At 34.8% G+C, this 19,281-nt stretch carries 20 protein-coding genes and 1 tRNA gene; 10 read left to right on the top strand and 11 right to left on the bottom strand.

The window, feature by feature from the left end:
• Positions 1 to 2: 2 nt before the first annotated feature.
• A complete protein-coding gene (locus EQG63_RS00315; protein WP_129433094.1) occupies positions 3 to 1,244 on the bottom strand; it encodes an ABC transporter permease in 1,242 nt (413 codons plus the stop codon).
• 129 nt (positions 1,245 to 1,373) lie between these two features.
• On the opposite strand from EQG63_RS00315, the gene hisS reads away from it, so the two are divergent.
• Positions 1,374 to 2,798 (top strand): histidine--tRNA ligase, encoded by a 1,425-nt coding sequence (hisS, locus tag EQG63_RS00310; RefSeq protein WP_129433092.1) that lies wholly within the window; start codon positions 1,374 to 1,376, stop codon positions 2,796 to 2,798.
• A gap of 40 nt (positions 2,799 to 2,838) precedes the next feature.
• On the opposite strand, the gene xerD is transcribed toward hisS, so the two are convergent.
• Positions 2,839 to 3,738 carry a site-specific tyrosine recombinase XerD gene (gene xerD / locus EQG63_RS00305; protein WP_129433090.1) on the bottom strand — a complete coding sequence of 300 codons (900 nt, stop codon included), beginning with the start codon at positions 3,736 to 3,738 and terminating at the stop codon, positions 2,839 to 2,841.
• A gap of 90 nt (positions 3,739 to 3,828) precedes the next feature.
• On the opposite strand from xerD, the gene EQG63_RS00300 reads away from it, so the two are divergent.
• A complete protein-coding gene (locus EQG63_RS00300; RefSeq protein WP_129433089.1) occupies positions 3,829 to 4,413 on the top strand; it encodes a porin family protein in 585 nt (194 codons plus the stop codon).
• A 73-nt stretch (positions 4,414 to 4,486) separates the two neighbouring features.
• On the opposite strand, the gene EQG63_RS00295 is transcribed toward EQG63_RS00300, so the two are convergent.
• Positions 4,487 to 4,969 (bottom strand): hypothetical protein, encoded by a 483-nt coding sequence (locus EQG63_RS00295; protein ID WP_129433087.1) that lies wholly within the window; start codon positions 4,967 to 4,969, stop codon positions 4,487 to 4,489.
• Between the two features lie 269 nt (positions 4,970 to 5,238).
• Here EQG63_RS00295 and EQG63_RS00290 point away from each other — a divergent pair, with 269 nt between their 5' ends.
• Positions 5,239 to 5,781 carry a porin family protein gene (locus EQG63_RS00290; protein WP_129433085.1) on the top strand — a complete coding sequence of 181 codons (543 nt, stop codon included), beginning with the start codon at positions 5,239 to 5,241 and terminating at the stop codon, positions 5,779 to 5,781.
• Positions 5,782 to 5,857: 76 nt separating this feature from the next.
• Entirely contained in the window at positions 5,858 to 6,271 is a 414-nt protein-coding gene (locus tag EQG63_RS00285) for a type II 3-dehydroquinate dehydratase (protein WP_129433083.1), read from the top strand.
• Here EQG63_RS00285 and EQG63_RS00280 read toward each other — a convergent pair.
• The 4 genes from EQG63_RS00280 to EQG63_RS00265 form a co-directional block, all read right to left on the bottom strand.
• Positions 6,268 to 7,038 carry a sulfite exporter TauE/SafE family protein gene (locus tag EQG63_RS00280; RefSeq protein ID WP_129433081.1) on the bottom strand — a complete coding sequence of 257 codons (771 nt, stop codon included), beginning with the start codon at positions 7,036 to 7,038 and terminating at the stop codon, positions 6,268 to 6,270. The genes EQG63_RS00285 and EQG63_RS00280 overlap by 4 nt on opposite strands.
• Before the next feature lie 86 nt (positions 7,039 to 7,124).
• Positions 7,125 to 8,435 carry a UDP-N-acetylglucosamine 1-carboxyvinyltransferase gene (gene murA / locus EQG63_RS00275; protein WP_129433078.1) on the bottom strand — a complete coding sequence of 437 codons (1,311 nt, stop codon included), beginning with the start codon at positions 8,433 to 8,435 and terminating at the stop codon, positions 7,125 to 7,127.
• A gap of 46 nt (positions 8,436 to 8,481) precedes the next feature.
• Entirely contained in the window at positions 8,482 to 9,204 is a 723-nt protein-coding gene (locus EQG63_RS00270) for a DUF4290 domain-containing protein (RefSeq protein WP_129433076.1), read from the bottom strand.
• Positions 9,205 to 9,492, bottom strand: coding sequence for a DUF493 family protein (locus EQG63_RS00265; RefSeq protein WP_129433073.1), 288 nt, complete (start codon positions 9,490 to 9,492; stop codon positions 9,205 to 9,207). It lies immediately after the preceding gene.
• A 127-nt stretch (positions 9,493 to 9,619) separates the two neighbouring features.
• Between EQG63_RS00265 and EQG63_RS00260 the strand changes: the two genes are divergently transcribed.
• From EQG63_RS00260 to EQG63_RS00240, 5 genes are all read left to right on the top strand, one after another.
• Positions 9,620 to 10,156: an AAA family ATPase gene (locus EQG63_RS00260; RefSeq protein ID WP_129433071.1), complete on the top strand. Its 537-nt coding sequence runs from the start codon at positions 9,620 to 9,622 to the stop codon at positions 10,154 to 10,156.
• A gap of 52 nt (positions 10,157 to 10,208) precedes the next feature.
• A complete protein-coding gene (locus EQG63_RS00255; protein WP_129433069.1) occupies positions 10,209 to 12,101 on the top strand; it encodes a RecQ family ATP-dependent DNA helicase in 1,893 nt (630 codons plus the stop codon).
• Positions 12,101 to 13,051 carry a methionyl-tRNA formyltransferase gene (fmt, locus tag EQG63_RS00250; protein WP_129433067.1) on the top strand — a complete coding sequence of 317 codons (951 nt, stop codon included), beginning with the start codon at positions 12,101 to 12,103 and terminating at the stop codon, positions 13,049 to 13,051. Before EQG63_RS00255 ends, fmt begins: the two co-directional genes overlap by 1 nt.
• A gap of 178 nt (positions 13,052 to 13,229) precedes the next feature.
• Complete coding sequence (locus EQG63_RS00245) at positions 13,230 to 13,505, top strand: HU family DNA-binding protein (RefSeq protein WP_129433065.1); 276 nt, start codon at positions 13,230 to 13,232, stop codon at positions 13,503 to 13,505.
• Positions 13,506 to 13,621: 116 nt separating this feature from the next.
• Positions 13,622 to 14,182: a YqgE/AlgH family protein gene (locus EQG63_RS00240; RefSeq protein ID WP_129433063.1), complete on the top strand. Its 561-nt coding sequence runs from the start codon at positions 13,622 to 13,624 to the stop codon at positions 14,180 to 14,182.
• Here EQG63_RS00240 and EQG63_RS00235 read toward each other — a convergent pair.
• Positions 14,179 to 14,988 (bottom strand): aminotransferase class IV, encoded by an 810-nt coding sequence (locus EQG63_RS00235; RefSeq protein ID WP_129433061.1) that lies wholly within the window; start codon positions 14,986 to 14,988, stop codon positions 14,179 to 14,181. The two genes, EQG63_RS00240 and EQG63_RS00235, sit on opposite strands and share 4 nt — an antisense overlap.
• A 62-nt stretch (positions 14,989 to 15,050) precedes the next feature.
• Entirely contained in the window at positions 15,051 to 15,443 is a 393-nt protein-coding gene (locus EQG63_RS00230) for an START-like domain-containing protein (protein WP_129433059.1), read from the bottom strand.
• Between the two features lie 140 nt (positions 15,444 to 15,583).
• Here EQG63_RS00230 and EQG63_RS00225 point away from each other — a divergent pair.
• Positions 15,584 to 15,657, top strand: a tRNA-Met gene (locus EQG63_RS00225).
• A gap of 62 nt (positions 15,658 to 15,719) precedes the next feature.
• Here EQG63_RS00225 and EQG63_RS00220 read toward each other — a convergent pair.
• A complete protein-coding gene (locus EQG63_RS00220) occupies positions 15,720 to 17,552 on the bottom strand; it encodes an ABC transporter ATP-binding protein (RefSeq protein ID WP_129433057.1) in 1,833 nt (610 codons plus the stop codon).
• On the bottom strand, positions 17,552 to 19,279 hold the full coding sequence (locus EQG63_RS00215) for a phospho-sugar mutase (RefSeq protein WP_129433055.1): 1,728 nt from the start codon (positions 19,277 to 19,279) through the stop codon (positions 17,552 to 17,554). The genes EQG63_RS00220 and EQG63_RS00215 overlap by 1 nt, the downstream gene beginning before the upstream one ends.
• Positions 19,280 to 19,281 lie beyond the last annotated feature (2 nt).

Raw genomic sequence — 19,281 nt, 5'->3', positions numbered from 1 at the left:
TTTTACTCGTATCGTAACGCTTCAATTGGGTCCAATTTGGCTGCTTTCATGGCAGGATAAGAACCAGAAAAAACGGCCACAATAAAACTTACTATAAATGCCGAACTAATGGCTAGCCATGGAATGGTAAATTGAAAATCAATTAAAATGGCAATTAAATACCCAATACTAATTCCGAAGATGACTCCCAATAAACCACCTAATTGTCCAATTACCAAGGTTTCCATAAAAAATTGAAAGGCAATCGTACTGCGCTTGGCGCCTAATGCTTTTCGGGTACCTATTTCACGTGTTCTTTCAGTGACAGAAACCAGCATGATGTTCATTAAGGCAATAGAGGAACCAAAAATCGTGATGATCCCAATCACCCAAGCCGAAATGCCTAAATAATCGGTAATACTTAATATTTTATTGATCAAGTCATCACTACGCGAAACACCAAAGTTGGCATCTTCAATTGGATTAAGTTTTCGAACTTGACGCATGGTAATCATGGCATCGTCCACTGCTTCGTCAAGTAATTCCTTTTTATCAATCATTATGCTGGTGGCATAATTGATATTAGGGGCAGTAAATAAAGTTCGGGCCACTTGAATCGGAATTATCATTCGTAAGTCTTGACTATTTCCAAAAGTTGAGCCTTTCTCCTTTAAAACACCAATAACTCTAAATTTTGCGCCACGAACCGAAATTATTTTGTCAATCGGGTTGACATCTCGCAATAATTTTTTTTCAAAATCAGAACCCAAAACACATACATAGGCATTGTTTTCAACATCAAAATTGGTAAAATTTCTTCCTTTAACCACTTCGAGTCCAGAGTTTGGAACAAAATTTTCATCGGCACCCACCACCATAACTTCAGGATCGGTTTTATCATTTTCAAATTTCACTTCCGAAGTGGTGCTGGCTGTAAAGGATAAAGAGGTAGTAGTAAATGGGAAATCGTATCGGTCTTTGAACGCTTTGGCTTCTGGATAGCTAATAATTGGATTTATTTTTTCAACTTCTCCGTTTCCTTGTGTTCTGGTTAAATTGTCGTACTGATTAATCGAAAAAGTGTTAGAACCCATCGAGGCAAAATCTTTGGAAATAGTGTTTTCAAGCGCCGAAACAACAGTTAAAATGGCAACAAGTGCCATGATTCCAATAGCGATAATTAAAACCGTTAAGATGGTTCTAAGCAATTGTGTCTTTATAGAGCCTAAAGCAATTTTGATGTTTTCTCGTACTAATCCTACCATATCCGTTAGACAGTAAAAAAGCTATTTTGTTACAAACTGTTTCAAAATTTTACTATTCATTTAAAAAGTAAGATATTTGCGAAAGCAATTGATAATTGACAATTGATAATTTGTAATTCATATTTTAAAATGGCTCAAAAACCAAGCATTCCTAAAGGTACTCGTGATTTTTCTCCAATTGAAGTGGCGAAGCGTAATTATATTTTTAATACGATTCGCAGCCATTTCGAAAAATTCGGTTTTCAACCTATTGAGACGCCAACGTTTGAAAATTCAGAAACCTTAATGGGAAAGTATGGTGAAGAAGGCGATCGACTGATTTTTAAAATATTGAATTCGGGAAATTTCTTTTTCAATAAAAATAAAATTGAATTGCCAGAATCTTTGGATGTACTGCAAACCAATTCTGCTGAAACGATTTCAGTGAAGGAATTAGTTGAACTAAATAAATTCACATCTAAAATTTCCGAAAAAGCATTGCGTTACGATTTAACGGTGCCGTTTGCGCGTTATGTAGTACAACACCAAAATGAAATTGAATTTCCATTCAAACGATACCAAATTCAACCGGTTTGGCGTGCCGACCGACCTCAAAAAGGGCGTTTTAGAGAGTTTTACCAATGTGATGCCGATGTGGTGGGTTCTACCTCCTTATGGCAAGAAGTAGAATTGGTACAATTATACGATTCGGTTTTTACCGATTTAGGGTTGAAAGGTGTTACCATTAAAATTAACAATCGTAAAGTGTTGTCTGGAATTGCTGAAGTTATTGGGGCTTCCGATAAATTAATCGATTTTACAGTGGCGCTAGATAAACTGGATAAAATAGGAGAGGACGGTGTTAAAAAAGAAATGCTGGAAAAAGGAATTTCGGAAGCAGCCCTTCAAAAAGTGCAACCTTTGTTCAGTTTTACAGGAACTATTGAAGAGAAAATAGAAAAGTTAGCGCAGTTGTTAGCCTCTTCAGAAGAAGGGTTAAAGGGAGTTGCGGAATTAAAATTCATCTGCGAAAATGTATCGGAAATTGGGTTGCAATCTGCTAATCTTGATTTAGATGTTACTTTGGCTCGTGGATTAAATTACTATACCGGTGCTATTTTTGAAGTAGGAGCACCAGCTGGAGTTGCTATGGGTTCTATTGGTGGCGGTGGTCGTTACGATGATTTGACTGGAATTTTCGGATTGAAAAATATGAGTGGTGTTGGGATTTCCTTCGGATTGGATCGAATTTATTTGGTTATCGAAGAATTGGGATTGTTTCCAGAAACCGTTACTTCTGCACCAACGGCAATGTTCTTGAATTTTGGGGAAACCGAAGCAAAATATGCTATGAAAGCCGTTTCAAAATTACGTCAAGAAGGCATAAAAGTTGAAATGTATCCGGATACTGCTAAAATTGGAAAGCAATTTCAACACGCTGATAAACGCGGGATTCCTTATGCCGTGATCGTAGGAGCTGATGAGGTTGCCAATCAGGTGTATAATCTTAAAAACCTGGCTTCAGGAGAACAACAAACCGTTTCTTTTGAAGAATTAGTAAAGTTGTTAAAGTAAAGAAAGTTGGCTGAGGCTCTCGAAGCCAACGTTACAAAATTTATTTACTTCTTGGATGAAACGTTTGCATGACTTGATTGAGGTGTTTTCGATCGACATGCATATAGATTTCGGTAGTTGTAATCGACTCATGGCCTAACATTAATTGTATCGAGCGCAAATCGGCACCATTTTCTAATAAATGCGTTGCAAAGGAATGTCGAAATGTATGCGGACTAATGGTTTTGTTGAGGTTGATTTTTACCGCTAAGTTTTTAATAATGGTGAAAATCATGGCTCGCGTAAGTTGTTTTCCTCTTCGGTTTAGAAATAAAGTGTCTTCGTGTCCTTTTTGAATGTTTAGATGGGTTCGAATCTCGTTGCGATAAATGTCAATGTATTTTTGGGTTAATTCACTTATCGGTACAAATCGCTGTTTGTCGCCTTTTCCGGTAACTTTGATAAAACCTTCGTTAAAGAATAAATCGGAAATTTTTAAAGCTACCAACTCGGAAACACGCAAACCGCAACCATACAACGTTTCTAACAAGGCTCTGTTGCGTTCGCCTTCTGCCGTTGTCAAATCGATGGCAGCAATTAAATTGTCTATATCTGCGACGTTTAAAGTATCGGGTAATTTCCGACCCAATCTTGGTGCTTCAATTAGTTCTAACGGATTGTTTTGTCGGTAATCTTCAAAAATTAAATAATTAAAAAAGCTTTTTAAACCCGAAATGAGTCGTGCCTGACTTCTCGGATTGATATGTTTGGAACTTTCGTAAATGAATTCTTGTAGGGTTTCTTCTGTAATAGTTAGTGGCGATACATTTATTTCATTTTGATGGAGATAATGCTGTAATTTTTCTACGTCAAGCACATAGTTATCAATAGAATTTTTGGATAAACCTCGTTCTATTTTTAAATACGATTGAAAATTTTTGATGTAGGAATTCCAGTTCATTGTGGAGTATCGGTTAGCAATAGAAATAAAAATAATGATAAAAATAGGTTTTTATTTTAGCATTCTTATTTTTGTTAAAAAAATATACAAATGAGAAAAATTAAATATTCAATTCTTTTTCTATTGACTGCTTTTTTGTGTGAAGCACAAAGTGTTAAATTCGGAGTAAAAGGAGGGGTAAATTATTCAGATCCATCTGTGGTGAATTCTAAAGCAGATGCAAAATTAGGATATCATGGCGGTGTTATGTCCGAAATTAAATTTACAAAATTTGCCATTCAACCAGAACTTACGTATTCGGTGCTTGGTGCAGAGTTTAATGGGAATGTAATTAAATCGGACGCGAACGTAGGTTATTTGTCTTTGCCAGTTTTTGTGAAAGTATACGTGTTAGACAAAATTAGTATCGAAGCAGGTCCACAGATTTCTTACGCTATAGCGAAAGATACCCAGACTAGTTTTAGTGGAAACAATTTAGGTGAAATTTTACAAGTAAATGATTTTGATTACGGGATTTCTGCTGGCGCCAGTTTGCATTTAACATCCAACTATGTTATTCAATTGCGAGGCGTATATGGATTTAACGAAATTACCAAAACTACAGGTATACCAGAGGTGGATTCTTTTGAAGTAAAAAACAGAGCCTTACAATTGTCTGTAGGATATATGTTTTAATACTGTACGATTTATTGTATAAAAAAAACCACGCAATTGCGTGGTTTTTAAATTATTTGATTTTTCTCTTGGATTAGAATTTGTAGTTAAATCCTAAATTAACGCTAGCAATCGAACCGCCAGTAACTGAAACACCTTTGTATCCAGCATAAAGTTCAATTTTTTCAGTTTGGTATCCAAATTTTGGTTGGTAATAAAATCCACCATCACCATTTCCGTCTCCTGCATAAAGACCATAACCTAAATCAGCTCCTGCAAAAAGATTGTCTGTAACGCTGTATTGAGCTGTACCTGCAACTGGGATAAATCCTCCATTTACTTTCACTCCGAAGAATTCTTTACCAGAATAATATGCATAACCAGTGGTTACACCAGCATTGAATTTATCACCCACGTTCCATAAGTAAGCAGCGTCAACCCCACCAGTAAATGAATATATATCACCTGATGTTCCGATTGGCATACCTGCATTGATACCAACTTTAAAACCTCCTTCTTGTGCGTTAGCAAATCCAAATGTGAATACTGCAGCTGCAGTTAATAATAATTTTTTCATAGTTTATTTTATTTTAAAAATTAGTCTAGTGAAAATAATAAATTTTATAAAGGTCATTCTGACTAAAAACTAAAGTTATTAACAATTTTAATTAACATTGTTAATCAGTACTTTGAGCTTTAGTTAGTGTATTTTATCCCTTAAAAGTGGAATCTTGCTAAAAAAAAACATTCCCATAAATGCTGTCGTTTCGGTCTGAAATGATTGATGAGTTTGCTTTTTACACTTTTTCGCACTTTTTTTCGTTATGAATCATAAACCTGAATCTTATGAAAAAGTTTAGATTAATTACAACTGTTTTATTTTTACTTGTCTCTACCGTAAGTCAAACACAAGTATTGAAATTGGGTGCGAAAGCCGGACTTAATTATGCTAATTTTTCGGGTTCCGATTTGCAAACGGACGCTATTACCAGTTATCATGCAGGATTGTCTGCTCAATTTAAACTGGGAGATAAATTCTCTTTACAACCCGAAATTATTTATTCAACCCAAGGCGCATCCTACGCAAATTTAAATCAAGAGTTAACACAGAAATTAGGGTACATGTCGATCCCAGTATTAGCACGCATTCATGTGGCAAAAATCGTGAGTTTAGATTTTGGGCCACAGTTTTCATATTTGTTGTCTAAAGATATTGACTTCGATACTGATGTTAATGAATTTGATTTTGCTGCTGCGGGAGGATTAACTTTTAATGTAACGGAAAATTTGTTTGTTCAAGGGAGGTATGTTTTAGGATTAACCGAAATATCTAAAAATGCCAATGTAAAAAACTCAGTGGGACAATTATCAGTAGGATTTACTTTTTAAGAATTAAAAAAAATTTAATTTGAGAAAACCATTTCTTTATAGGAATGGTTTTTTTATTTTTACCAAAACCTTTTGTATGAAGATTATAATTGTTAACGGTCCTAATTTAAATTTACTCGGAAAAAGAGAACCTGAAATATATGGTGATAAAGGGTTTGAAACGTATTTAGAGGAATTGAAACCTAAATTCGAAAAGGTTTCGTTGACTTATTTTCAAAGTAACATCGAAGGTGAAATTATTGACAAACTTCAAGAAGTAGGTTTTTCATACGACGGAATTATTCTAAATGCAGGCGCTTATACCCATACTTCAATAGGAATAGGGGATTGTGTAAAAGCTATTGCTACTCCAGTAATAGAGGTGCATATTTCCAATACGTTTTCCAGAGAAACATTTCGTCATCAATCGTATATTTCGCCCAATGCAAAAGGTGTGATTATAGGTTTCGGATTGAAAAGTTACGAGTTGGCCATTCAGTCTTTTCTCTAATTTTTGAAGAAGATGTCGTAACTCAAACGGATTAATGTTCCGATTACAACTACCAAGAAAAAGATTCGAATAAAATCATTTCCTTTTTTAATGGCCAATTTGGCACCAATCCATCCGCCTAATCCATTGCAAACCGCCATGGGTAATGCCATTAACCAAATGATCTTGCCTTTAGCAATAAATAAAGTGAGGGAGCCCATATTAGACGCTAAGTTGACCAATTTGGCATTGGCAGAAGCATGTAAAAAATCGAAACCTAAAACAGTGATAAAAGCTACCATTAAGAAACTTCCGGTGCCCGGACCGATGAAACCGTCGTAAAATCCAACAAGTGTACTGATGATTATACCTAGAATTGCCGATTTTTGAAAAGGGATTTCTTTTGGGGTGTGCTTTCCGAAGTCTTTTTTGACGAATGTATAAATCGCTAATAAGACTAGAATTCCAAAAAGCAGCGGCTTCATGAAATCATTACTTACGATTGTCAGTAAATAAGAACCTCCAAAAGCGGCAATACAAGAAAAAACGGCCATGATAAATAGCAGTTTCCAATTCATGTCCACTTTTTTTAAATACTGAACGGAAGCCACACTCGTTCCTGTAAAACCAGGAATTTTAAGCGAACCCATTAGCGAAGAAACGGGCTCTAAAGGAAGTAGTATTAAGGCAAAAGGAGTTTGTATTAATCCACCACCACCAGCTATCGCGTCTATAAATCCTGCGAAAAAAGAGGCAATACAGAGAATAATAATGATGTAGGTTTCCATGGAGAATCGATGTTAAAATAAAATTCCAAACTCCAATAGTAATAGTACTGGAATTTGGAATTGATTATCATAGTGTTTTTATAAAATTAAGCTCTTACAATATTTGCTCCTAAAGCTCTTAAACGCTCGTCGATACGCTCGTATCCACGATCAATTTGTTCGATATTTTGGATAGTACTGGTTCCTTTTGCGGTTAAAGCTGCAATTAATAGCGAAATACCCGCTCTAATATCTGGCGAACTCATTGTCGTTGCCTTCAATTGTGATTGGAAATTATGTCCCATAACAACAGCACGGTGTGGGTCGCATAACATAATTTTGGCTCCCATATCAATTAGTTTATCTACGAAGAACAATCGGCTTTCAAACATTTTTTGATGAATTAAAACATCTCCTTTAGCTTGCGTGGCTACTACCAATACAATACTCAATAAATCAGGAGTAAATCCTGGCCAAGGTGCGTCAGAAACCGTTAATATAGATCCATCAATATCCGTTTTAATTTGGTAACCATCCGTATGAGCAGGAATATAAATGTCATCTCCTTTTTTCTCTAGCGTGATTCCTAGTTTTCTGAAAACATTAGGGATAACTCCTAAATTTTCCCAAGAAACATTTTTAATAGTGATTTCACTTCTGGTCATAGCGGCAAGGCCAATCCAAGAACCTATTTCTACCATATCTGGTAAAATGCGGTGTTCACAACCTCCAAGGCTGTCAACTCCCTCAATGGTTAATAGGTTAGAACCAACACCCGTAATTTTGGCTCCCATAGAGTTCAACATTTTACACAACTGTTGTAAGTAAGGCTCACAAGCAGCATTGTAAATTGTTGTTCTACCTTCCGCTAGTACAGCTGCCATTACAATATTAGCTGTTCCAGTTACTGAAGCTTCGTCCAGAAGCATATAAGAACCTTGTAATTTTCCATCTATTTCAACTCCATAAAAATGGTCTTCTCTTTCGTATCTGAATTTAGCGCCCAGATTAATAAATCCTTCAAAGTGGGTGTCTAAACGACGACGACCAATTTTATCACCTCCTGGTTTTGGAATATACCCACAACCAAAACGTGCTAAAAGAGGGCCAACAATCATAATCGAACCACGTAAACTTCCGCCTTCTTTTTTGAACGCTTCTGTTTTTAAGTAGTTTACATTTACTTCATCGGCTTGGAAAGTATAATCGCCAGGACCATTTTTTTGAATTTTCACTCCAAGATTTCCTAAAAGTGTAATCAGTTTGTTGACATCTATAATATCAGGGATATTAGTGACTCTCACTTTTTCTGAAGTCAATAAAACAGGACATAAAACTTGCAACGCTTCGTTTTTTGCTCCTTGAGGTTGTACATTTCCTTTTAATGGCTTTCCGCCTTCTATTTTAAAAGTGCCCATTTTGAAATATGAGTTATAAGTTAGTAATTATGAGTTGTACTCTTAATTATTTTGGATTGTTATTGTTTTTTATAAACGGTTTTTTAGGTCCGTTTTTCTGAGTCATAATTTTTGGTTTTCCGCTGTTATTATTGGTTTGCATTTTGTTGGAAACCCTTTTATTGGTGCGTATTAAATCGTGGGTATTCGATAATTCTTCCGTAGACCCTGTTAGGTTTAATTTGCCTTCTGAAAGTTCGTACAAATGCTCAAAAATAACAGCATCGGTTACGGTGTCTTTGTTCCAGCTTAGGTAGCATTTTTTCATGTGGTTGGCAATTACTTTTACCAAAGCACTTTTCATTTCGCCTTCGTCCCATTTATTCGCCACATCAATCATATAAGTGATGTTGTTTCCGTAAAAACGATACTTTGGAAAGTTTTGTGGGTAATTCAGCGGGTCGGGTTTCATTTTTAAAACCTCTTTTGACGGAATTGGGTAAGGAGAATCCACATCCAATTTAAAATCGGACATAATGAAAATTTGATCCCATAATTTGTGCTGAAAATCAGGCACATCACGCAAATGCGGGTTCATGGTTCCCATTACAGAAATAATGTATTTCGCCAATTTATTTCGGTCTTCGCGATTATCGGTAGCAATGGCTTGATCGACAAGTTTGTGAATGTGGCGCCCATATTCAGGAATGATAAGCGGTTTTCTTTCAGAATTGTATTCTAAATTACTGACCACATCATTGGCATTTTCTTTCGTATATTTTGTAACCATTTATAATGAGATTATACCTTCTATAGTCGAAACTTCTTGGTATTTTTTTATGATTTCGTCAGCATTTGGCATTACTACGTCTACAGAAACACTAGTAAATTTGCCGGTTTTAGATTGTCGTGTGTCAATTACAGCGCCCATTCTGTCAAAAGCTTTTTCAACAGCATTGATTTTTTCGGTATCTGTTGGGACTATAAATTTATATAAATATTTTGAAGGCCAAACTTTATTTACACTATTTAATTCTTCTTTTAATCGAATATAAAATTCAGTCGTTTTTTTATCCATCTCTTGCATTAAAATAAACGCAAATATACAGTTTTTTGCTTTTACTTTTATTTCCTAAAAAGGGAATTCAGAAATCATTTTTATAAACCAAATACTTTATTTAAATTTGCGCCTTGAATAGCCTGTTTTGGAAAAAGAAATTATAGTTATTACTGGTGGTCCCGGTACTGGGAAGTCTACTATTATAGATACATTGATTGAAAAAGGATACGCCTGTTATCCTGAAATTTCGCGCGAGGTTACTTTAGAGGCGCAAAAGCGTGGGATTGATCAACTTTTTTTGACAGAACCACTACTTTTTAGTCAAATGTTACTTGACGGAAGACTAAAACAATACCAAAACGCACACCAAGAAGAAAATCATCCTGTATTTATAGACAGAGGTATTCCCGATATCTTAGCGTATATGGAGTTTTCAGGCGATGATTACCCCGATTATTTTGATCAACATTGTAACGATACTCGCTATCATAAAGTATTTGTACTTCCACCTTGGGAAGAAATTTACGTGAGTGATGAAGCGCGTTATGAAAATTTTGAACAAGCAAAAGTTATTTACGACCACTTAAAATTAACCTATAAAAAATACGGCTACGAATTGATAGAAGTACCTATAGGTTTGGTTGAAGAAAGAGTCGATTTTATTCTCGAATATTTGAAGTAAAGTTGGTTTAAAACCTTAAACTTTATAACTTTAGACTTTAAACGTTTTTCAATTGCAAAAAGCCTTACAAATTCTTGAACAGTACTGGAATCACAAATCCTTTCGATCGGTTCAGGAAGATATTATACAATCGGTTTTAGATGGAAATGACACCTTTGGATTAATGCCAACAGGTGGAGGTAAATCATTATGCTTTCAAGTACCCGCAATGGTAAATGAAGGAATTTGTTTGGTGATTTCTCCATTAGTGGCCTTGATGAAAGACCAAGTCGCACAATTGCAATCCAAAAATATTAAAGCTATTGCATTGACCGGCGGAATTAAGCCTGATGACTTAATTGATTTGCTTGATAATTGTCAGTATGGGAATTATAAGTTTTTGTATTTGTCTCCCGAACGCTTGGAGCAAGACTGGGTATTGGAACGAATAAAAGCACTTCCCATTTCTCTAATTGCGATTGACGAAGCGCATTGTGTGTCGCAATGGGGACATGATTTCCGGCCATCGTATTTAAAAATTAAAAATCTTAAATCTCACTTTACTAAAATTCCCTTTGTGGCCTTAACCGCTTCAGCTACACCACAAGTGCAGGAAGATATTGTAACACTTTTGGGTTTAGAAAATCCGAAGTTGTTTCAAAAATCGTTTGCTAGAGAAAATTTGGGCTATCACATTATTAAAGCGGAAGATAAACTCTACAAAATCAAACAAATTCTTCAAAAAAATACCGGACCCAGTATTATTTATGTCCGAAATCGAAAAAATTGTCACGATTATGCTTCGCAACTCAATACTTTAGGGTTCAAAGCAACTTTTTATCACGGCGGATTATCCGTAAAAGAAAAAGAAGCGAATATGGCGTCATGGATGAAAGAAGTGAATCCTATTATGATTGCGACCAATGCTTTCGGAATGGGAATTGATAAACCCAATGTAAAAACGGTTATTCATGTAAATTTACCAGAAAGTTTGGAGAGTTATTACCAGGAAGCGGGCAGGGCAGGGCGTAATGGCGAAAAAGCATTTGCCGTGTTACTTTCCTCTCCTTCCGATGTAATACAGGCGGAAAGTCAATTTTTAGAAGTGTTACCCGAAGTAGCATTTTTAAAGGATGTATATGTGAAGCTGTGTAATTATTTTCAAATTGCTTATGGTGAAGGAATTGCAGAAGAATTTCCGTTTAGTTTGACTCATTTTTGCCATCAATACAAATTACCCGTTTTAAAAACGTTTAATGGTCTTCAGTTTTTGGACCGACAAAGTATTATTTCGCTGTCCAATGAACAATCAGAAAAAGTACAAGTGCAATTTATTATAGATTCCAGGGAAGTTATTCGTTATATTAGTTTACATCCGAATGATGAACCTATCTTAAATTCCATCTTGAGAAATTATGCTGGTATTTTTGAAATGCAAACCAATGTGAATACCGTTTTTGTGGCTAAAAATGCCGGTACAACCGAAACGAATGTCTTAAATTTGCTGGAAAAATTAAAAGGATTAGGGGTTGTGGAACTTTTTTCGACACAAAACGAGTCTAAAATTACCTTTTTGGAAGTTCGAGAAGATGACAGAACCATTAATAGAGTGGCAAAATACCTCGAAAAACAAAATTTGAATAAAAAAAATCAGCTAGCTTCAGTTGTTGCATTTGTTTCCGATGAATTGCAATGCAAAAGCAGATTGTTATTGACCTACTTTGGGGAGAAATCGGAAAAGGATTGCGGGATTTGTTCCTATTGTTTAAGTCAAAAACCCAAAGAATTTAGCCAAGAAGAAATTAGAAAACAAGTTTTGCAATTGGTTAATGAAGCGCCAAAAACTTCCAGAGAGCTTTCTGAAAATATTAGAATGGAGGAAAAACAACTTTTAATTATTCTGAAACAACTATTGGAGTATAATTTAATAACAATTAATACAAAGAATCAATTTACACCTATATAATGAAGCCATTACGAATTGTTTTTATGGGTACGCCCGAATTTGCCGTAGGAATTTTAGATGCTATACTAAAAGATAATAAGCATGAAGTTGTGGGTGTCATTACAGCCGCTGATAAACCAGCAGGACGCGGTCAAAAAATCAAATATTCAGCAGTGAAAGAATATGCTTTGGAGAAAGGGTTGCGATTATTACAGCCGACCAATTTAAAAAGTGAAGAATTCCTTTCCGAATTACAATCTTTAAATGCTAATTTGCAAGTGGTGGTGGCTTTCAGAATGTTGCCAGCCGTCGTTTGGCAAATGCCCGAATTAGGAACCTTTAATCTGCATGCTTCTTTATTGCCAAATTACCGTGGAGCGGCTCCTATTAATTGGGCAATTATTAATGGAGAAACCAAAACCGGAGTGACTACTTTCTTTATAGATGATAAAATTGATACCGGCGCCATGATTTTAAGTAAAGAAATTGCAATTTCAGAAAAGGAGAATGCAGGCGAGTTACATGATAGGTTGATGGAATTGGGTAGTGGAGCAGTCGTTGAAACGTTGGATTTGATTTCTACCGGAAAAGTTACAACAACAATTCAACACGATACAGACGACATTAAAACAGCTTATAAATTGGATCGAGAGAATTGTAAAATTGATTTTTCTCAGGATATCCATACAATATATAATCTAATAAGAGGATTATCACCGTATCCAACGGCATATTGTACTTTTAAAGATGGAGAAGAAGAATGGAATGTGAAAATGTACGACGTCGAAAAAGAGTTGGAAGTGCATAATTTAGCTTCAGGAACTGTTTTGACTACCAAAAAAGAAATGAAAATTGCCATTAATGGTGGGTTTTTGAAGGTAATTTCGCTTCAATTTCCTGGAAAAAAGAAAATGTTGACGCAGGAATTGCTTAATGGGATGTCTTTTTCAGAGCAAACAATTGTCTTATAGCTTGCTAATAATGCAAAAAATGGCAATTTTATCGACAAAAAACATGGTTTATCAACAAAAAATCGAAGTTATTAACAAAATATGCAAAAATAACGCTCAGGTGTTGTGTAATAAGGAAATCCTATTAAATTTGTAAGACTAAGTATTAATATTAACCAATCAATTAATAACAATTATTATGAACAAATCAGATTTAATCGATGCTATTGCTGCTGATGCAGGAATTACAAAAGCAGCTGCAAAAGCAGCTTTAGAATCATTCTTAGGAAATGTTGAAGGTACTTTAAAAAAAGGTGGTAGAGTTTCTCTAGTAGGATTTGGATCTTGGTCAGTATCTAAAAGAGCTGCAAGAGATGGAAGAAACCCTCAAACAGGGAAAACTATTAAAATTGCTGCTAAAAATGTAGTAAAATTCAAAGCTGGTGCAGATTTAGAAGGATCAGTAAACAAATAATAGTTTATTATAATTTCAAAAAGCCACGCATTGCGTGGCTTTTTTTGTGTAGTTTAACGATTTAATTTGGAGAGTATGCAATTATTTTGTTAAATTTAAATGTAAATCTTATAATTATGATAGCAGCTAAACCAAAAAGAGGGCATTTGCTGGTAGCAGAACCTTCTATCACTGGAGATTTGTCTTTTAATAGATCAGTTGTGTTGTTGGCTGATCATAACGATGAAGGATCGGTAGGTTTTATTTTGAACAAACCACTTGGCTATACTATACATGATTTAATTCCGGAAATTTCGGCATCCTTTAAAATATATAACGGAGGCCCTATAGAGCAGGATAATTTATACTTCATACATAATATTCCACAACTTATTCCTGGGAGTATAGAAATCGCAACTGGTATTTATTGGGGTGGTGATTTTGAGTCGACAAAAGATTTGATAAATCAAGGGAAAATAAGCAGAAATAATATCCGTTTCTTCTTAGGATATTCAGGTTGGGATGCCGAGCAATTGCAAAATGAATTAGCGTCTAATTCCTGGATCATCTCCGAAAATGAATTGCGGAATAAAATAATTGGTAAATCAGCTTCCGATTTTTGGAGAGAAAAAATTATGGAGCAAGGTGGCGATTATTTAATTTGGTCAAATGCACCCGAAAATCCGATTTATAACTAACCCAGTCTTATTTTAGTATTCAATTTTTGTGTTAACACTTCTGAAATATTTGTTTGAAATTCTTTTTTACGGTATTTTGTTATGGGTTGAATACCTTTTATCACATTAGTAATAAACAATTCATCAGCTTTTTGTATATCAAAAGGTGAAATAGGTGTTTCTTGCACTTCTAAATCGGGAATCGTTTTTGCTAGGCTTATGATTTGTTTGCGCATAATTCCGTTTAAACAACCTTCAGAAATTGGTGGCGTATGTAACACTCCATCTTTTAGCATAAAAATATTTCCATTTAATGCTTCTACAACGTTTTTATCTGTATTAAGTAAAATACAATTGTCTAAACCATTTTCATTGGCGTAAATGCTTCCTGTGATGTTTATGGCTTTGTTTGTACTCTTTATGGTGGAAAGTAATTGTTTCGGGATTACAAAATCTTTGTAAATATCAACTTCATACTCTTGCTTTTCAACTTGGTACAGTGGGTTTGCAATTTTTGATACAGAAATAAGGTATTCTATTTCATTGGTTTCGGGTAGGTAGTAGCCTCCATCTTTTCGATACACCGTTATTCTTGCACGGGCAGAAGTTTCAAGTTGTTGTGATTGCACTGCCTTTAAAATTTCACTTTCAAAAAATTCTAAAGTAAAATTCATTGGAATTTCCATTCGTAAAATTCGCATCGATGCCATTAAACGGAAATAATGATCTTCCGAAAAAAGAACTTTATTGTCTATGATTTTGACAGTTTCAAAAATTGCATCACCAAAAAGAAACCCGCGATTGTTTTGTAGAACAGAATTTTGCATAAAAAAAACCGCCTTTTAATTAGTTAAAAGACGGTGCAAATATAAGCGTTATAAATGAAATTTTAAACCGAACCAATCACGTGTTTTAAGTCGGAAATTTGATTTTCCCAAAGCATTTTAGCTTCGTCAATGTCTTCTTGAATGGCAAAGTCAACGACCATTAATGATACGTCTTTAGTGATGTCGTCTTCTAAAATACGCAATTCAAAATAATACTCGGTGTCTTTGTTTTCTTCATCCACCCATTTGAATTTTATTTTCTCACCTGTTTTTTTAGAATGTAAGCGCGCTTTTTCTTCCGAATCGTCCCATTTGAAAGTAAAAAATTCGCCACGTGAATTTACATTATCTGCAAACCATTCTTGAAGTCCAGATGGAGTTGAGATATATTGATATAAAAGTTGTGGAGAGGAATGTATAGGGAATTCTAATTCGTAACGTACTTTGTTGTCCATTTGTTTTTTTTGGCAATATATATAATATTAGTATTTAAAAAAAATATTTTTTAAGAGTTTTTTTATTGAAAAAATTTGCAACCTTTAAATATAGTCTTATATTTGCACCCGCATTGAGAGATGCAATAACCACAAACCTTGGCGAGGTAGCTCAGTTGGTTAGAGCGCAGGATTCATAACCCTGAGGTCACGGGTTCAACTCCCGTCTTCGCTACAAAAAAATAAACCCTAACGAATCAAATAGTTAGGGTTTTTTTGTGCGTATATTTTCTTGTTTTATGACTCAAACGATTGCATCATCACTAATTTAGAGTAAGTGCCGTTTTTTGCTAATAATTCATCGTGAGTACCTTGCTCAACAATTTCACCTTTTTGCATCACTACAATTTTATCTGCCTTTTGAATGGTTGATAAACGGTGTGCAATGACAATTGATGTTCTATTTTGCATCATGTTTTCTAAAGCCACTTGTACAAATTTTTCACTTTCGGTATCCAAAGCAGAAGTTGCTTCATCAAGAATCATGATTGGAGGGTTTTTTAACACTGCACGGGCAATAGACAAACGTTGCTTTTGTCCGCCAGAAAGTTTTCCACCCGAATCACCAATATTGGTTTCAATGCCATTCGGTAAGTCTTTTACAAATTCGTAAGCATTGGCTACTTTTAGTGCCTCAATTATTTCTTCATCGGTTGCTGTTGGCTTTCCGATTAGGAGATTATTTTTGATGGTGTCGTTAAATAAAATGGAGTCTTGTGTTACCAATCCCATTAAGCCTCTTAAAGAATGCATATTCATTTCTTTGATGTCAACCCCATCAATAGTGATTTTACCCTCTTGAACATCGTAAAAACGCGTCAATAAATTGGCAATAGTACTTTTCCCTGACCCAGATTGACCAACAAGTGCTACCGTTTTTCCTTTTGGTACTTCCAAAGAAAAATTCTTTAAAACGTTTTCTTTTTGATACGCAAAATTGATATTTTCAATTAAAATGGAAGTATCGAAATTCTCTTTTACAATGGCATTTGGATGGTTTACAATTGTGTTTTCTTGTTCCATTAAACTAAAAACCCTTTCAGCAGCAGCCAAACCACCTTTTACTTGATAGGATGATTTAGAAATTGCTTTTGCAGGCGTTAAGATGGTATAGGCTAGAGCGATGTAGGTAATGAACGCAGTACTACTTAGACTTTTTTCAATTAAAACCAAATGGCCACCATACCAAAGTAATGTTCCAATAGTCATGATTCCTAAAAATTCACTCATAGGAGATGCCAAGTTATTTTTATTGGCGATACTATTTGATAATTTTAGCAATCGGTCTACTGAATTGTTGAACTTTTGAATAAAAATATTTTCAGCATTAAAGCCTTTTACAACTTTAAGTCCAGAGAGTGTTTCATCTAAAGTAGAAATAAATATACCTTGTTCTTGTTGTGCTCGTTGTGATTTCGATTTTAAATTTTTACCTAATCTTGAAATAATAAATCCAGAAATCGGAATAAAAACAAATACAAATAAAGTCAGTTTTGCACTGATGGCAAACATAGCAACGATTGAAAAAGCGATAGTTAAAGGTTCACGAACAATTAATTCTAAAATTTGAAAAAAAGAATTTTGAACTTCGCCTACATCACCTAACATTCTGGCCATCACATCTCCTTTTCGTTGATCGGAATAATACGAAATCGGTAAATTAATTATTTTATGATATAATTTTTGGCGAATATCTCTCAAAACACCATTTCTTAATGCAGTAACATGTCTTGCCGCTAAGTAATTGAATAAATTTTTAAACAATGCTGTTAAAAGCACAATTCCAATTACTAAAAGTAAGGCATTTTGAGAACCGTAATTGTCTGTAATTTGTGTAATGTTGTAATTTAAATAATTTTCGGCAAAAGATTTAATATCACTTAGACCAGTAAAAATTGGCTTTTCAGTAACCCGAGTTCCTTTTTCAAAAATGACATTTAAAGTTGGCATTAAGGACACCATCAAAAGGGTGCTAAAAAAAGCATACAAAATATTAAAGAAGATGTTGAAAATTACATTTCTCTTATAGTGTAATGCAAACGGAATTATTTTTTTGAGATTGTTATCCATTAGTTCAATTGCATTGCTGCTATAATGTTATTAATTTTTGTGTCTAATTGTATTTCAGCTTCAGTAACATCAGTTATGTTTTCAATTTGACAGTTTACGCTAAAGTAAAATTTAATTTTAGGTTCAGTACCACTAGGACGAGCACATATTTTGCTTCCGTCTTCCAAATAATAAATCAATACGTTCGATTTCGGAATTAAAATGTCAAATTCTTCACCGTTCATAAAATCTTTTCCTTTTGAAGATTGGTAATCTTCTACGCATACCACACGTTGTCCATTGATTTCTTTTAACGGATTTTGACGCAGTTCTACCATCATTTGTTTGATTTCATTAGCGCCTTCAATTCCTTTTTTGGTAATCGAAATTAAATGCTCTTTGTAAAATCCGAAATCGACATACATTTGAAGTAATTCTTGGTATAAAGTACTTCCTTTTTCTTTGGCTTGAGCCGCGATTTCACAGACTAATAAAATAGCAGCCACAGCATCTTTATCTCGCACGGCATCGCCCACCATATAACCAAAGCTTTCTTCTCCACCACCAATATAGGTTTGGTTTGGGAAATCTTTGATGAATTTGGCAATCCATTTAAATCCAGTCAATCCTACTTTACATTCTACGTCATAAGCCGAAGCCAATTCTAGCATCATCGGAGTAGAAACGATTGTAGAACCTATAAATTCATTTCCAGTTAATTTTCCTTGCTTTTTCCATTGCTCCAACAAGAAAGCAGTCATGACAACCATGGTTTGATTTCCATTAAGCAACATCATTTTACCATCCGTATTACGAACGGCAACGCCAAGTCGGTCAGAATCAGGATCGGTACCCACTACGATATCACCTCCAATTTTTTCAGCCAAAGCCAAAGCCATTGTTAAGGCTTCTGGTTCTTCTGGATTGGGAGAAACTACAGTTGGAAAATTTCCATTAGGTTCGGCTTGTTCGGCTACAATATTAACATCGGTATAGCCTGCTTTTTCCAAAACACCAGGAATCGCTTTAATCGAAGTCCCGTGAAGGGAAGTGTAAATAATTTTTAAATTTTTTCTGGCTTCTGTTGAAGTGTTGAAACTTGCATTTTTGATGGTTGAATCTCTAAATGCTTCATCGACAGCAACATCTATATATTCGATTAAACTTTCATTGGCGTCAAATTTAATATCACTGTATTGTAAACTTTCAATTTCGGCAATCACAGCAGCATCTTGGGGCGGAACGATTTGTCCACCGTCTTGCCAATATACTTTGTAACCATTGTATTCTGGTGGATTGTGTGAAGCGGTTAAAACAATTCCAGTATGACACCCTAAATGTCTTACGGCAAAAGAAAGCTCTGGTGTTGGACGCATTTCTGAAAATAAAAAAACTTTTATTCCATTAGCAGAAAAGACATCTGCAACCACTTTTGCTAACGTATCACTATTGTTACGACAATCGTAGGCAATGGCCACTTTTAATTCCTCATTAGGAAAACTAACTTTTAAATAGTTCGCCAAGCCTTGGGTGTTTTTCCCAAGGGTGTATTTGTTAATTCGATTGGTACCTATGCCCATAATACCACGCATTCCGCCCGTTCCGAATTCTAAATTTTTATAAAAACTGTCCTCTAACTCCTTAGGAGAAGAAGTCATAATTTCTTTAATAGTCTCTTGTGTATGTTCGTCGAATGTAGGGGTTAACCAAACATTTACTTTGTCTAAAATTTCCTGTTCTATGTGCATAT

Origin of the sequence: Flavobacterium amnicola, from assembly GCF_004122165.1 — a bacterium.
GTDB classification, from domain to species: domain Bacteria; phylum Bacteroidota; class Bacteroidia; order Flavobacteriales; family Flavobacteriaceae; genus Flavobacterium; species Flavobacterium amnicola.
Note: the sequence above shows the minus strand (reverse complement) of the source record. Positions and strands in the feature narration are given on the sequence as shown.

Excerpts from the sequence above, each read along its gene's own strand:
- EQG63_RS00235 (WP_129433061.1), bottom strand. The coding sequence starts at position 14,988 with ATGCAAAATTCTGTTCTACAAAACAATCGCGGGTTTCTTTTTGGTGAT.
- EQG63_RS00285 (WP_129433083.1), top strand. The coding sequence starts at position 5,858 with ATGAAGATTATAATTGTTAACGGTCCTAATTTAAATTTACTCGGAAAA.
- EQG63_RS00265 (WP_129433073.1), bottom strand. The coding sequence starts at position 9,492 with ATGGATAAAAAAACGACTGAATTTTATATTCGATTAAAAGAAGAATTA.
- EQG63_RS00220 (WP_129433057.1), bottom strand. The coding sequence starts at position 17,552 with ATGGATAACAATCTCAAAAAAATAATTCCGTTTGCATTACACTATAAG.
- EQG63_RS00230 (WP_129433059.1), bottom strand. The coding sequence starts at position 15,443 with ATGGACAACAAAGTACGTTACGAATTAGAATTCCCTATACATTCCTCT.
- EQG63_RS00280 (WP_129433081.1), bottom strand. The coding sequence starts at position 7,038 with ATGGAAACCTACATCATTATTATTCTCTGTATTGCCTCTTTTTTCGCA.
- EQG63_RS00240 (WP_129433063.1), top strand. The coding sequence starts at position 13,622 with ATGATAGCAGCTAAACCAAAAAGAGGGCATTTGCTGGTAGCAGAACCT.
- hisS (WP_129433092.1), top strand. The coding sequence starts at position 1,374 with ATGGCTCAAAAACCAAGCATTCCTAAAGGTACTCGTGATTTTTCTCCA.
- murA (WP_129433078.1), bottom strand. The coding sequence starts at position 8,435 with ATGGGCACTTTTAAAATAGAAGGCGGAAAGCCATTAAAAGGAAATGTA.
- EQG63_RS00315 (WP_129433094.1), bottom strand. The coding sequence starts at position 1,244 with ATGGTAGGATTAGTACGAGAAAACATCAAAATTGCTTTAGGCTCTATA.
- EQG63_RS00270 (WP_129433076.1), bottom strand. The coding sequence starts at position 9,204 with ATGGTTACAAAATATACGAAAGAAAATGCCAATGATGTGGTCAGTAAT.
- EQG63_RS00245 (WP_129433065.1), top strand. The coding sequence starts at position 13,230 with ATGAACAAATCAGATTTAATCGATGCTATTGCTGCTGATGCAGGAATT.
- fmt (WP_129433067.1), top strand. The coding sequence starts at position 12,101 with ATGAAGCCATTACGAATTGTTTTTATGGGTACGCCCGAATTTGCCGTA.
- EQG63_RS00300 (WP_129433089.1), top strand. The coding sequence starts at position 3,829 with ATGAGAAAAATTAAATATTCAATTCTTTTTCTATTGACTGCTTTTTTG.
- EQG63_RS00295 (WP_129433087.1), bottom strand. The coding sequence starts at position 4,969 with ATGAAAAAATTATTATTAACTGCAGCTGCAGTATTCACATTTGGATTT.
- xerD (WP_129433090.1), bottom strand. The coding sequence starts at position 3,738 with ATGAACTGGAATTCCTACATCAAAAATTTTCAATCGTATTTAAAAATA.
- EQG63_RS00290 (WP_129433085.1), top strand. The coding sequence starts at position 5,239 with ATGAAAAAGTTTAGATTAATTACAACTGTTTTATTTTTACTTGTCTCT.
- EQG63_RS00215 (WP_129433055.1), bottom strand. The coding sequence starts at position 19,279 with ATGCACATAGAACAGGAAATTTTAGACAAAGTAAATGTTTGGTTAACC.